The organism is Corallococcus macrosporus (assembly GCF_017302985.1).
Lineage (GTDB): Bacteria > Myxococcota > Myxococcia > Myxococcales > Myxococcaceae > Corallococcus > Corallococcus macrosporus_A.
The window spans coordinates 1064592-1079592 of record NZ_JAFIMU010000004.1 but is presented as its reverse complement, the minus strand read 5'-3'; the positions used below and the strand labels follow the sequence as shown (position 1 = coordinate 1079592).

Sequence of the window (15001 nt, the reverse complement as noted above, 5' to 3'; positions counted from 1 at the left end):
CAGGAGGAGTCGGCGCCCGTCCGTGCGACACGAAGGAGCTGGCGCCAACATGACCCTCCCCTCTGATGACAAGCGCTCGCGGCTGGCCGAATTGCTGCGTGGAAAGATCCGTCCGTCCACCCGCGTGGCGGCCTCGTTCGGACAGGAACGGATGTGGCTCCAGGAGCGGCTGTCACCCGGCAACGCCGCGCTCCACATGGCCGTCACCGTGCGCCTCACCGGGCAGCTCGACCCCGTGGCGCTCTCGCGGGCCTTCCAGGCCGTCGTGGACCGCCACGACGCGCTCCGCACCACCTTCCCGGAGCACGAGGGCCGGCCACTGCAACAGGTCACTCCGGACCTGGCGCTGTCCATCGCGGAGGTGGACCTGGGGAACCTGCCAGAAGCGCAGCGTGAATCCGACGCCTTGCGCCGTGTGCGGCAGGATGTCCGCGTCCCGTTCGACCTGGAGCGCGGACCGCTGCTCCGCGCGGTGCGCTACCGGCTCTCCGCGGACGAACACCTGCTGCTCGTCACGGTCCACCACATCGTGTCGGACGGCTGGTCCATGGGCGTGCTGGTCCGCGAGGTGGCGGAGCTGTACCAGGCCTTCGCTTCCGGCCAGTCGTCATCGCTGAAGGCGCTGCCCCTGCAGTACGCGGACTATGCCGCGTGGCAGCGGCAGGGCTCACAGGGCGACGCGCTCGAAGCGCAGCTGTCGTACTGGCGCCAGCGGTTGGATCCCCACGCCGTACTGGAGCTGCCCTCGGACCGTCCGCGTCCCACGAACATGGATGTCCAGGGCGCGCGCCACTCCATCGTCCTGTCCCCGGCGCTCACCCAGGCGCTCAAGGACCTGGGCCTGCGCGAGGGCCGCACGCTGTTCTCCGTGCTGCTGGCGGCGTTCAACGTCCTGCTCCAGCGCTACTCCGGTCAGGACGACCTCACGGTCGGCACCCCTGTCGCGGGCCGTTCGCGCGCCGAGCTGGAAGGCCTCATCGGCCTGTTCGTCAACACGCTCGTCCTTCGCTCGGACCTGTCCGGGGACCCGTCCTTCCGCCAGTTGCTGTCGCAGGTGCATGACTCCGCCCTTGGCGCCTTCGCGAACCAGGACGTGTCCTTCGAGAAGCTGGTGGAGGTGCTCCAGCCCTCGCGCCGGCTGAACGTCTCACCGTTGTTCCAGGTGATGTTCGTCCTGCAGAACGCGCCGCTCTCCCTTCCTCCCCTCCCCGGCCTGCGCATGGATGCCCAGCCGGTGGACGCGGGCGCGGCCCGGTTCGACCTGACGCTCATTGCCTCCGAAGAGGCTCGCGGACTGCGCCTCATCGCCGAGTACCGCACGGCCCTCTTCGACGAGGCCACCATCGCGCGCATGCTGGGCCACCTGCGGTCCCTGCTCCAGGCCGTGGTCCGGGACGCCGGGCAGCGCGTGTCCGCGCTGCCGCTCATGGAAGAGGCCGAGCAGCGTCAGGTGCTGCGCGACTGGAACGCGACGGCGACCGACTTCCCGCGTGATGCCACGTTGCCTGAGCTGATCCAGGCGCAGGTGGAGCGCACGCCGGATGCGGTGGCGCTCGTGTTCGAGGGCCGCACCCTCACGTACCGGGAGTTGGACGCGCGGGCCAATCAGCTCGCCCACGCACTCATCGCGCGCGGTGTCGGGCCCGAGGTTCGCGTCGGCCTGCTGCTGGAGCGCTCGCTGGACCTCGTCGTCGCCCTGTTGGCCACGCTCAAGGCTGGCGGCGCCTACGTCCCCTTCGACCCCGCCTACCCCGCCCAGCGCCTCTCCTGGATGCTGGAGGACGCGCGCCCTGCGGTCCTGCTCGCCCAGGAGCACCTGCTCTCGCGTCTGCCCGCGCATGACGCCCAGGTGCTGTGCATGGACGCGCAGTGGGACGACATCGCCTCCCAGCCCCGGCACGCGCCTCCTCCCCGCGCCACCGCCGACGGCCTGGCCTACGTCATCTTCACCTCCGGCAGCACCGGCCGCCCCAAGGGCGCCATGAATGCCCATGGCCCCGTCGTCAATCGCTTGCGGTGGATGCAGTCCGCCTATGGCCTGGGGCCTTCGGACGTCGTCCTGCAGAAGACGCCCTTCAGCTTCGACGTCTCCGTCTGGGAGTTCTTCTGGCCTCTCATGACGGGCGCACGCCTCGTCGTCGCGAAGCCTGGAGGCCATCAGGACCCTGCCTACCTCGCGCGCCTCATCTCCGAGGCGGGTGTCACCACGCTGCACTTCGTGCCCTCCATGCTCCAGGTCTTCCTGGAGGAGCCGGCGCTGGAGTCCTGCACCTCGCTTCGCCGCGTGGTGTGCAGCGGTGAAGCCCTCCCGGTGGAGCTTGCTGAGCGGTGCCTGCGGCGGATGCCGTGGGCCGGGCTGCACAACCTCTACGGCCCCACCGAGGCCGCCGTCGACGTCACCTTCCACCAGTGCCTGCCCGGTGAGTCTCGTCGCTCCGTGCCCATTGGCCGGCCGGTGGCCAATACCCAAATCCGCCTCCTGGACTCCCGCCTGGAGCCCGTGCCCGTCGGTGTGGCGGGAGAGCTCTTCATCGGCGGTGTGCAGGTGGGCCGCGGCTACCTGGGCCGCCCTGAGCTGACGGCCGAGCGCTTCATCCCGGATGCCTTCAGCGACACGCCGGGCGCGCGGCTCTACCGCACCGGCGACGTGGCCCGCTGGCTGCCCGACGGCGCCATCGAGTACGTGGGCCGTGCGGACTTCCAGGTGAAGGTGCGCGGCCTGCGCATCGAGTTGGGAGAGATTGAGGCCGCGCTGGAGCAGCACCCCGGCGTGCGTCAGGCCGTGGTCGTGGCACGTGAGGACTCGGCCGGTGACAAGCGGCTCGTCGCCTACGTGGCATGCCGCAGCGACGAGGCGGTGGAGGTCTCCGCGCTGCGCTCGCGGCTGCACGAGAAGCTGCCGGAGTACATGGTGCCCTCCGCCTTCTTGGTGCTGGAAGCCCTGCCGCTGACTCCCAGCGGAAAGGTGGACCGCAAGGCCCTGCCCGCACCGGAGGCCCCGGTCTCCACCGCCGAGTACGTCGCTCCGCGCAATCCCACCGAGGAGAAGCTCGCCGCCCTCTGGGCCCAGGTGCTGCGCTTGCCCCGCGTGGGCGCCACCGACCACTTCTTCGAGCTGGGCGGCCACTCCCTCCTGGCCACGCAGCTCGTCTCGCGCGTGCGTGCGGTCTTCGGCGTGGAGCTGGCCCTGCGCACCGTCTTCGAGGCTCCGACGCTGGAGGGCCTTGCGCGACACCTCGACGCAGCCGGTACGCCGGAGTCCGCGACCGGGTTGCCACCCCTGGTGCCGGTGGCGCGCGGGGAAGCTCCGCCGCTGTCCTTCGCCCAGCAGCGGCTGTGGGTCGTTGATCAACTGGAGCCCGGGACGGCCACGTACAACATGCCCGTCGCCCTGCGGCTGTCCGGGGCCCTGGACGTCGCGGCGCTGCACCGGGGACTCGAGGCGTTGGTGCACCGGCACGAAGCCCTGCGCACCACGTTCCGCGACACGCCCGAAGGCCCCGTCCAGATCATCGCGCCACCCTCAGCGCTGACGCTCGACCTCACCGACCTGCGCGCCCTGCCGCACGAGGAGCGTCAGGCCGAGGCACGCCGCCGCGCAACCGCCGAGGCCGTTCGTCCCTTCGTGCTCACGACCGGGCCCCTGTTGCGCGCGGCCCTCCTGGTCCTGGAGGAGCAGGAGCACCTGTTGCTCCTGACGATCCACCACATCGTGTCCGACGGCTGGTCCCTGGGCGTGCTCGTCCGCGAGGTGGCGGAGCTGTACCGGGCCTTCGCTTCCGGTCAGGCCCCGTCCCTGTCCCCGCTGCGCTTGCAGTACGCGGACTATGCCGCGTGGCAGCGCCAGTGGATGCGGGGGGACGCGCTCGAAGCGCAGGTGTCGTACTGGCGTCAGCGGTTGGATCCGCACGCCGTGCTGGAGCTGCCCACGGACCGGCCGCGCCAGGCGCAGCCCGACGGCCGGGGTGCGCGCTACGAGCTGCTGCTGCCCCTTCCGCTCGTCCAGCGCCTCAAGCTCGTGGCCCTGCGCGAGGGCCGCACGCTGTTCTCCGTGCTGCTGGCGGCGTTCAACGTCCTGCTCCAGCGCTACTCCGGCCAGGACGACCTCACCGTCGGCACTCCTGTCGCGGGCCGCTCGCGCTCCGAGCTGGAAGGCCTCATCGGCCTGTTCGTCAACACGCTCGTCCTTCGCTCGGACCTGTCCGGGGACCCGTCCTTCCGCCAGTTGCTATCGCAGGTGCATGACTCCGCCCTTGGCGCCTTCGCGCACCAGGACGTGCCGTTCGAGAAACTGGTGGAGGTGCTCCAACCTTCGCGCTGGCTGAATGTCTCACCGCTGTTCCAGGTGATGTTCGTCCTGCAGAACGCGCCCCTGTCGCTCGTGCCGCTCCCGGGCCTGCGCATGGACACGTTGCCGGTGGACGGCGGCGTGGCGCGCTTCGACCTGACGCTCGTGGCGTCCGAGGAGGCTCGCGGCCTGCGCCTCTCCGCCGAGTACCGCACGGCCCTCTTCGACGAGGCCACCGTCGCGCGCATGCTGGGGCACCTGCGTTCGCTGCTCCAGGCCGTCGTCCGGGACGTGCGGCAGCCCCTGTCCGCACTGCCGCTCATGGAAGAGGCCGAGCAGCGCCAGCTGCTCATCGACTGGAACGACACGCGGTCGCCGTTCCCCCACGAGACCACCATCCACCAGCGCTTCGCGGATCAGGCACGCGCGAGGCCGGACGCGGTGGCCGTGGTCTTCGGTGATGACCACCTCACGTACCGGCAGCTGGATGAGCGTGCCAACCAGCTCGCGCATGCCCTCATCGGCCTGGGCGTGCGTCCGGGCACTCCCGTGGCGCTGGGCCTGGGGCGCTCGCTCGACCTCATCCTCGCCATCCTGGGCGTCCTCAAGGCCGGCGCCGCCTACGTCCCGCTGGAGATGAGCTACCCCCACGAGCGCCTCTCGATGCTGCTGGAGGACTCCGGCGCGCCCGTGCTGGTGACCCGTTCCGATTGGGAGCAGAGCCTCCCGTCCTTCTTCGGCGCCTCCCTGCTGCTGGACGACGACGCTCCGCTTCTTGATCGCAAGCCAACCCACGCTCCTGCCGTGCACGCGTCGGCGGACAGCCTCGCGTACGTGATGTTCACCTCCGGCTCCACCGGCCGGCCCAAGGGCGTGATGGTGCCGCACCGTGGCGTCTTGCGGCTGGTGTGCGGCGCGTCCTACTTCCAGTTCGGCCCGGAGCACCGCTACTTCCAACTGGCACCCACCGCCTTTGACGCCTCCACGATGGAGATCTGGGGCGCGCTGCTGCACGGGGCCGAGCTGGTCCTCGCGCCGCCGCATTCACTCTCGCTGGAGGAGCTCGCGGCCTTCTTCCGCCGTCACTCGCCCACCAGCGTCGTCCTCACCACGGCGCTCTTCGAGCAGATGGCGATCCACCAGGGTGAGACGCTGGCGAGGGTCCACCAGCTCATGATTGGCGGCGACGTGATGCCGGCCGAGCGCGCCCGTCAGCACCTGGCGAAGCTGGCTCCGGGTTCCGTGCTCATCAACGGCTACGGGCCCACCGAGAACACCACCGCCTCCACCGCGCATGTCATGGGCCCGGGGGCCACCGTCGGGCATGCGGTGCCCATCGGCAAGCCCATCGGCCAGTCCACGGTCTACGTGCTGGACGCCCACCTGCGGCCCGTGCCCGTGGGCGTGGCCGGAGAGCTCTTCGTCGGAGGCGCCGGTCTGGCGTGGGGCTACCTGCGCCGCCCCGACCTCACCGCGGAGCGCTTCGTTCCCAACGCCTTCACCGCCTCGCCCGGCGAGCGCCTCTACCGCACGGGTGACAAGGCCCGCTGGCGCGCGGACGGCACGCTGGAGTTCCTGGGCCGCACCGACTTCCAGGTGAAGGTGCGCGGCTTCCGCATCGAGCCGGGCGAGGTGGAGTCCGCGCTGCAGCGGCTGCCCGGTGTCGCCGAAACGCTGGTGATGGCCCGCGAGGATGTGCCCGGCGACAAGCGCCTGGTGGCCTACGTCGCCATCCCTTCCGGGGACGGTGGACCGACGCTGGACGCCGCGGCGCTGCGAGGCCACCTCCAGCAACTGCTGCCGGCGCACATGGTGCCGACTGCCTTCGTCGTGATGGAGGCCCTGCCGCTCACACCCAACGGCAAGGTGGACCGGGCAGCCCTGCCAGTCCCCTCCGCGGCGGCGCTGGAGCGGGGACGGTACGTGCCTCCGACGACGCCCACCGAGCAGAAGCTCGCGGCCCTCTGGACCGAGGTGCTCCGCGTGGAGCGGATCGGCGCGGAGGACGACTTCTTCGAGGTGGGTGGACATTCACTTCTGGCCACCCAGCTTGTCTCGCGCGTGCTCGTGGCCTTCGGCGTGGAGCTGCCGCTGCGCACCTTCTTCGAAGCGCCCACCCTGGCGGCGCTCGCCCGGCGCATTGACGAGTCCGGGCCTCGGGCTCCCGAAGAGGAGGGGCCGGCGTTGACGCCGGTGGCGCGCACGGAGGACCTGCCGCTGTCCTTCGCGCAGCAGCGGCTGTGGCTGATTGATCAGTTGGAGCCCGGGAGCCTCGCCTACAACATTCCGACCGCCCTGCGGATGCAGGGAGCCGTGGACGTCGCCGCTTTGGAGCAGGCCTTCCGCGCCCTCATCGAGCGGCACGAACCCCTTCGAACCACCTTCGCGTCCCGGCAGCCCGAGCCCGTCCAGGTCATCCACCCCACCGTCGACTTCTCCCTGCACGTGGTGGACCTGAGCGCGCTGGGAGCCGCGGCGCTGGAGGAGTCGCGGCGCCTGGCCTCTGTCGAAGCCATGCGTCCGTTCGATCTCGCGCAAGGACCGCTGCTGCGCGTCCAGTTGCTGAGGCTCACGGACACCGAGCACGTGCTGCTCTTGACGATGCACCACATCGTCTCCGACGGCTGGTCCATGGGCGTGCTCGTGCGGGAGCTTGTCTCGTTCTACGAGGCGTTCCGTGACGGGCGGACGCCGGAGGTGGCTCCGCTGCCCGTGCAGTACGCGGACTACGCCGTGTGGCAGCGCTCGTGGTTGCAGGGGGAGGTGCTGGAGGCGCAGTTGGGCTACTGGAAGCAGCAACTCACGGGTGGGCCCGCCCTGCTGGAACTGCCCACGGACAAGCCGCGTCCCGCCGTGCAGTCCCAGCGCGGTGCGTCCCTACCCGTACACCTGCCGCTGTCCGATGCACTGACGGACTTCTGCCAGCGTGAAGGCGTCACGCCCTTCATGGCCCTGCTGGCTGCGTTCCAGGTGCTGCTGTCGCGCTACTCCGGCCAGGAGGATGTCTCCGTCGGTACGCCCATCGCGGGCCGGACTCGCGGAGAGACGGAAGGCCTCATCGGCCTGTTCATCAACACCCTCGTCCTGCGCGCCCACGTCGCGCCGGAGGCTTCATTCCGACAGCTGCTGGCTCAGGTGCGCGACACGACCCTGGCGGCTTACGAGCACCAGCACCTGCCCTTCGAGAAGCTTGTCGAGGAGCTTCAGCCGCAGCGCAGCCTGAGCCATTCGCCTCTCTTCCAGGTCATGCTCGTGCTGCAGAACGCGCCGGCCTCGGAGCTGAGCCTTTCCGGCCTGTCCTTCCAGCCGCTCGCGCGTGACTTCGAGGCCACCAAGTCGGACCTCACGCTGTCGCTCACCCAGACGGCGCAGGGCCTCTCCGGCACCCTGGGCTATCGCACCGACCTGTTCGAAGCGTCCACCGTCACTCGCATGGTGGAACACCTGCGCGTGCTGCTGGAGGCCGCGCTCGCGTCGCCAGAGTCACGCGTCAGTGAGCTGCCACTGCTGACGGACGCGGAGAAGAAGCTGCTCCTCACGGACTTCGTCTCCACCGAGGCGCCGCTTCCTCCGCCACGCAGCGTGCATGCCCTCTTCGAGCAGCGCGCGGCCCTCCATCCGGATGCGCCCGCCGTGGCGTGCGATGGACAGGTGCTCACGTATGGGGAGCTGAACGCACGCGCCAACCAACTGGCCTGGCACCTGCGCTCGCTTGGCGTCGGTACCGACTCGTGCGTTGCCCTCTGCCTGGAGCGCTCCGTCGAAACTGTCGTCGCGCTGCTGGGCGTCTGGAAGGCCGGCGGTGCCTACGTGCCGCTCGACCCGGCCCAGCCTGCCCTTCGCTTGCAGTCCCTGGTTCAGGAGGTTTCCGCGCCCGTCGTCGTCACAACGTCGCGCCATGCGTCTGCTTTTGCCTCTACCAGCTCACGCAACGTACGCCTGAATGAGGACGCGTCCTCCATTGCGTCTCTCAGCGCGCACGTCGTCCGCCTGGATGAGGACGCATCGGTGCTCTCGCGCCTGCGCGCTGACGCGCCTCCGGGTGAGTCGCATCCGGACTCTCTCGCCTACGTCCTCTTCACTTCCGGCTCCACCGGCCGCCCCAAGGGCGTCGCCGTCGCCCACTCCCAGCTCTTCACCTACGTCGACTCGGTGACTCAGCGCCTGGGGCTGGAGGCATGCTCGAGCTTCGCGCTCGTCTCCACCTTCGTCGCCGACCTGGGCAACACCGTCCTCTTCCCTGCCCTCACCACGGGCGGCTTGCTGCACGTCCTCACCCAGGAGTGCGCCTCCAGTCCTGCGGCCCTGGCCGACTACTTCTCACGCCACCCCATCGACTGCATGAAGGTGGTGCCTTCGCACCTGGCCGCGCTGCTCACCGCACCTGAGCCCCGCCACGTCCTGCCTCGCAAGCGCCTGGTGCTGGGGGGTGAGTCCTCCACCTGGGCCCTGCTCCAGTCCGTGCACGCACTCGCTCCGGACTGCGAGGTGCACAACCACTACGGCCCTACCGAGACGACTGTCGGTGTCCTTGCTGGCCGCGTGCAACTGCCTCCGGCCCAGCCGGCTTTGGCCTCCGTGCCGCTGGGCTGGCCCCTGGCCCATTCGCGCCTCTACGTCCTGGATGCTTCGCTGCGACCCACTCCGCTGGGCGTCCCGGGCGAGCTCTTTGTCGGTGGCGCCCAGGTGACTCGCGGCTACTTCGCCCGGCCTGACCTCACGGCCGAGCGCTACGTGCCGGACCCGTTCAGCCCCACCCCTGGCGCCCGCCTGTACCGCACGGGTGACCGCGTGCGTTGGCTCGCGGACGGCCGCGTGGAGTTCCTCGGCCGCGTCGACTTCCAGGTGAAGGTGCGTGGCTTCCGCGTCGAGCCGGGAGAAATCGCCACCGTGCTGCGCGCACTCCCCTCCGTGCATGAAGCCATCGTCGTCGCTCGCCAGGACGCGCCCGGTGAGGCTCGCCTGGTCGCCTACGTCGTCGCGGACTCCACCGACGTGGCCTCGCTCCGGGAGAGCCTGAAGCAGCGGCTGCCCGAGTACATGGTGCCCTCCGCCTTCGTTTTCCTGGAGGCCCTGCCCCTCACCCCCAACGGCAAGGTCGACCGCAAGGCCCTTCCCGTTCCCGAAGCCAGCTCCCCCTCCACCGCTTACGTCGTCCCGGGCACGCCTACCGAGGAGAAGCTCGCGGTCCTCTGGGCCGAGGTGCTGCGCCTTCCCCGCGTGGGCGCCACCGACCACTTCTTCGAGCTGGGCGGTCACTCGTTGCTCGCCACGCAGCTCGTGGCCCGGGTGCGCGCGGCCTTCGACGTGGAGCTGCCCCTGCGCTCCGTCTTCGAAGCCCCGAGCCTCACAGGTCTCGCTCGCCGCATCGATGAGGCCAGGGCCCGTGCATCCGGCACTCTGGTTCCGCCCCTGGTCGCGGTTCCTCGCACGGGGGAGCTGCCGCTGTCCTTCGCGCAGCAGCGGCTGTGGTTCCTGGATCAGCTCCAGCCCGGGACCGCCACGTACAACATGCCGTACGCGCTTCGCCTGGAGGGCCCGGCCGACGCCTCCGCCCTGGAGCGCGCCTTCCACGAGCTCATCCGCCGTCACGAATCCCTGCGCACCACCTTCCATGCGCACGAGGGCGAGCCCGTCCAGCGCATCCACTCCTCCGTGGACTTCGTCCTGGACCGGGTGGACCTGGAGCACCTCACCAAGGACGCGCGCCAGGCGGAAACACAGCGGCTCGCCGCCGCGGAGGCACTGCGTCCCTTCGAACTCACCGGCGGTCCGCTGCTGCGCGCATCGCTCCTGAAGCTCGCCGAGCACCAGCACGTGCTGCTCGTGACGCTGCACCACATCGTCTCGGACGGTTGGTCTCGCGGCGTGCTCGTGCGCGAGGTGGCAGCGCTCTACGCGGCCTTTGTCGAGAACAGGCCGTCACCGCTGCCTGAACTGCCGTTGCAGTACGCCGACTTCGCCGTCTGGCAGCGCTCGTGGCTGCAAGGCGAGGCGCTGGAGGCGCAGCTGGGCTACTGGAAGCAGCAGCTCTCCGGCGCGCCCGCGCTGCTGGAGCTGCCCACCGACAAGCCGCGTCCCGCCGTGCAGTCCCAGCGCGGTGCGTCCCTGCCCGTGCACCTGCCGCTCTTCTTGTCAGAGGCACTGTCCGACTTCTGCCAGCTCGAGGGCGTCACGCCCTTCATGGCGCTGCTGGCCCTCTTCCAGGTGCTGCTGTCGCGCTACTCCGGCCAGGAGGACATCTCGGTCGGCTCTCCCATCGCCGGCCGCACTCGCGCGGAGACCGAGGGCCTCATCGGCTTCTTCGTCAACACGCTCGTGTTGCGCTCGAACGTGCAGCCCACGGCTTCGTTCCGGCAGCTCGTGGGCCAGGTACGTGACACGACCCTGGCGGCGTACGAGCACCAGCACCTGCCCTTCGAGAAGCTCGTCGAGGAGCTGCAACCGCAGCGCAGCCTGAGCCATTCGCCGCTCTTCCAGGTCATGCTCGTGCTGCAGAACATGCCTGCCGCGGAGCTGAGTCTCGCGGGCGTGACCTTCCGGCCCCTGGAGCAGGACTTCGAATCCACCAAGTTTGATCTGCGGCTCTCCCTGACGCAGACGGCCCAGGGGCTCACGGGAGCCCTGGGCTACCGCACGGACCTCTTCGAGTCGTCCACCATCTCCCGCATGGTGGAACACCTGCGCGTGCTGCTGGGAGCCGCGCTCGCGTCGCCAGAGTCACGCGTCAGTGAGCTGCCACTGCTGACGGACGCGGAGAAGAAGCTGCTCCTCACGGACTTCGTCTCCACCGAGGCGCCGCTTCCTCCGCCACGCAGCGTGCATGCCCTCTTCGAGCAGCGCGCGGCCCTCCATCCGGATGCGCCCGCCGTGGCGTGCGATGGACAGGTGCTCACGTATGGGGAGCTGAACGCACGCGCCAACCAACTGGCCTGGCACCTGCGCTCGCTTGGCGTCGGTACCGACTCGTGCGTTGCCCTCTGCCTGGAGCGCTCCGTCGAAACTGTCGTCGCGCTGCTGGGCGTCTGGAAGGCCGGCGGTGCCTACGTACCGCTCGACCCGGCGCAACCTGCCCTGCGCTTGCAGTCCCTGGTGCAGGAGGTCTCCGCGCCCGTCGTCGTGACAACATCGCGCTACGAGGCCTCGTTTGCCTCTACCAGTGCGCACGTCATTCGCATGGATGAGGACGCATCGGTGCTCTCGCGCCTGCGCACGGACGCGCCTCCGGTTGAGTCGCATCCGGACGCCCTCGCCTACGTCCTCTTCACCTCCGGCTCCACCGGCAGCCCCAAGGGCGTCGCCGTTGCCCACGCGCAACTCTTCACCTACGTCGATTCGGTGACGCAGCGCCTGGGGCTGGAGGCTTGCGCGAGCTTCGCGCTCGTCTCCACCTTCGTCGCGGACCTGGGCAACACCGTCCTCTTCCCTGCCCTCACCACGGGCGGCTTGCTGCACGTCCTCACCCAGGAGTGCGCCTCCAGCCCCGCGGCCCTCGCTGACTACTTCTCGCGCCACCCCATCGACTGCATGAAGGTGGTGCCTTCGCACCTGGCCGCGCTGCTCACCGCGCCCCAGCCCCGCCACGTCCTGCCTCGTAAGCGCCTGGTGCTGGGCGGTGAGTCCTCCACCTGGGCCCTGCTCCAGTCCGTGCATGCACTCGCTCCGGACTGCGAGGTGCACAACCACTACGGCCCCACCGAGACGACTGTCGGCGTCCTTGCTGGCCGCGTGCAACTGCCTCCGGCCCAGCCGGCTTTGGCCTCCGTGCCGCTGGGCTGGCCCCTGGCCCATTCGCGCCTCTACGTCCTGGATGCTTCGCTGCGGCCCACCCCGCTGGGCGTCCCGGGCGAGCTCTTTGTCGGTGGCGCCCAGGTGACTCGCGGCTACCTCGCCCGGCCTGACTTGACGGCCGAGCGCTACGTGCCGGACCCGTTCAGCCCCGCCCCTGGTGCTCGCATGTACCGCACGGGTGACCGCGTGCGTTGGCTCGCGGACGGCCGCGTGGAGTTCCTCGGCCGCGTCGACTTCCAGGTGAAGGTGCGTGGCTTCCGCGTCGAGCCGGGAGAAATCGCCACCGTGTTGCGGACGCTTCCGTCCGTGCATGAAGCCGTCGTCGTCGCTCGCGAGGACTCCCCGGGTGACATGCGCCTGGTCGCCTACGTCGTCGCGGACTCCACCGACGTGGCCTCGCTCCGGGAGAGCCTGAAGCAGCGGCTGCCCGAGTACATGGTGCCCTCCGCCTTCGTCTTCCTGGAGGCCCTGCCCCTCACCCCCAACGGCAAGGTCGACCGCAAGGCCCTGCCCGTCCCCCAGGCCTCCACGCCTTCCACGGGCTACGTCTCCCCGAGCACCCCCACCGAGGAAGTGCTCGCGTCCCTCTGGGCCGAAGTGCTGCGCGTGGAGCGCGTCGGTATCGCGGAGGACTTCTTCGCCCTGGGTGGCCACTCGCTGCTGGCCACGCAGCTGGTCTCCCGAATCCGTGCCGCCTTCGGAGTGGAGGTGCCGCTGCGCGCGCTCTTCGAGGCCTCCACCATCGCGGCCCTCGCACCGCGCATCGAGGCCGCGCGACAGGCGCATGCCTTCCAAGCGCCCCCGCTGGTGCCGGCGCCGCGCACGGGAGCACTGCCGCTGTCCTTCGCGCAGCAGCGCTTGTGGTTCATTGATCAGCTCGTCCCCGGGTCGTCCACCTACAACATCCCGTCCATCCTCCGGCTGGAAGGCGAGCTGCACCTCGAAGCCCTGCGCCAGAGCCTCACCGAACTGGTGCGCCGCCATGAAGCCCTGCGCACCACCTTCTCCGAAACCCAGGGCCAGCCCTTCCAGCGGATTGCTTCCCCCAGCGGCCTGCCTCTGCCGCTGGTGGACCTCGGTCACCTGGGGAATGCAGCACTCGATGAAGCCCTGCGGCTCGCGTCCACCGAAGCCCAGCGTCCCTTCGATCTGGCCTCCGGACCGCTCGTGCGTGCGCTGCTGCTGAAGCTCGCTCCCACCGAGCACGTGCTCGTCTTCACCCTGCACCACATCGTGTCCGACGGCTGGTCCCGCGGCGTCCTGATCCGCGAGGTGGCCGCGCTCTACACGGCCTTCTCCGAAGGTCAGCCCTCGCCCCTGCGTGAGCTGCCCGTCCAGTACGCCGACTACGCCCTCTGGCAGCGCTCGTGGTTGCAGGGCGACGTCCTGGAGGCCCAGCTCGCGTACTGGCGCCAGCGTCTCTCGGACGCGGCGCCGCTGGAGCTGGCCACGGACTTCCCCCGCCCCGCCGTGCAGCGGTCCAACGGAGGCATGCAGACGCTGCGGCTGCCCCTGGCGCTGACGGGGCCGCTCAAGGCGCTCGCCCAGCGTGAAGCCGTCACGCCCTTCATGCTCCTGATGGCGGCGTTCCAGGCGCTCCTGGCCCGCTACTCCGGCCAGGAGGACATCAGCGTCGGCACGCCCATCGCGGGCCGCATCCGCGCGGAGACCGAGGGCCTCATCGGCTTCTTCGTCAACACGCTCGTGCTTCGCTCTCACGTCGCATCGGGTGCGTCGTTCCGCCAGTTGCTCCAGCAGGTGCGTGAAGCGTCTCTCGGCGCCTACGCCCACCAGGACATCCCCTTCGAGCGACTCGTCGAGGACCTGAGGCCCCAGCGCGACCTGACGCGCCCGCCGCTCTTCCAGGCCCTCTTCACCATGCAGAACACCTCCATGCCATCGCTCCAGCTCCCAGGGCTGTCCCTGCGGGCCCTGGAGCTGGAGGGCCACAACGTCAAGGCCGAGCTGGAGCTGTTCGTCTTCGATTCCTCCGACAGCTTCGAGGGCGCGCTCCGCTTCAACACCGACCTCTTCGCTCCCGCCACCGCGGAGCGCATGGCGCGGCACTTCGTCTCCCTGGTCGAAGCGCTCGTCTCCCAGCCCGAGGCGCCGCTCGCCGCCGCCCCCATGCTTTCCCAGGACGAGCTGCGACAGCTCCTGGTGCAGTGGAACGACACGCGGTCGCCGTTCCCCGACGAGACCACCATCCACCAGCGCTTCGCGGATCAGGCACGCGCGAGGCCGGACGCGGTAGCGGTGGTCTTCGGTGACGACCACCTCACGTACCGGCAACTGGATGAGCGCGCCAACCAGCTCGCGCATGCCCTCATCGGATTGGGCGTGCGTCCGGGCACGCTCGTGTCGCTGGGCCTGGGGCGCTCGCTCGACCTCATCGTCGCCATCCTGGGCGTCCTCAAGGCCGGCGCCGCCTACGTCCCCCTGGACGTGAGCTATCCCCACGAACGGCTCTCGATGCTGCTGGAGGACTCCGGCGCGCCCGTGCTGGTGACCCGCTCCGACTGGGAGCAGAGCCTCCCGTCCTTCTTCGGCGCCTCCCTGCTGCTGGACGACGACGCTCCGCTTCTTGATCGCAAACCGACCCACGCGCCCGTCGTGCCCGCGTCGGCGGACAGCCTCGCGTATGTGATGTTCACCTCGGGCTCCACCGGCCGGCCCAAGGGCGTGATGGTGGCCCACCGCGGTGTCGTGCGATTGGTGTGCGGCGCGTCCTACTTCCAGTTCGGCCCGGAGCACCGCTTCGTCCAGTTGGCGCCCACCGCCTTCGACGCCTCCACGCAGGAGATCTGGGGCGCGCTGCTGCACGGGGCCGAGCTGGTCCTCGCGCCGCCGCATTCACTCTCGCTGGAGGAGCTCGCGGCCCTCTTCCGCCGCCACTCGCCCACCAGCGTCATCCTCACCACG

The 15001-nt window shown here is 70.1% G+C and carries 1 protein-coding gene (running past one end of the window); it reads left to right on the top strand.

The window, feature by feature from the left end:
- The first annotated feature begins 49 nt into the window (after positions 1-49).
- Positions 50-15001, top strand: the start of a protein-coding gene (locus JYK02_RS09620; RefSeq protein ID WP_207050571.1) for a non-ribosomal peptide synthetase. 22113 nt of this gene lie beyond the right edge of the window; the window shows 14952 of its 37065 coding nt (coding positions 1-14952); its start codon is at positions 50-52; its stop codon lies off the right edge, out of view.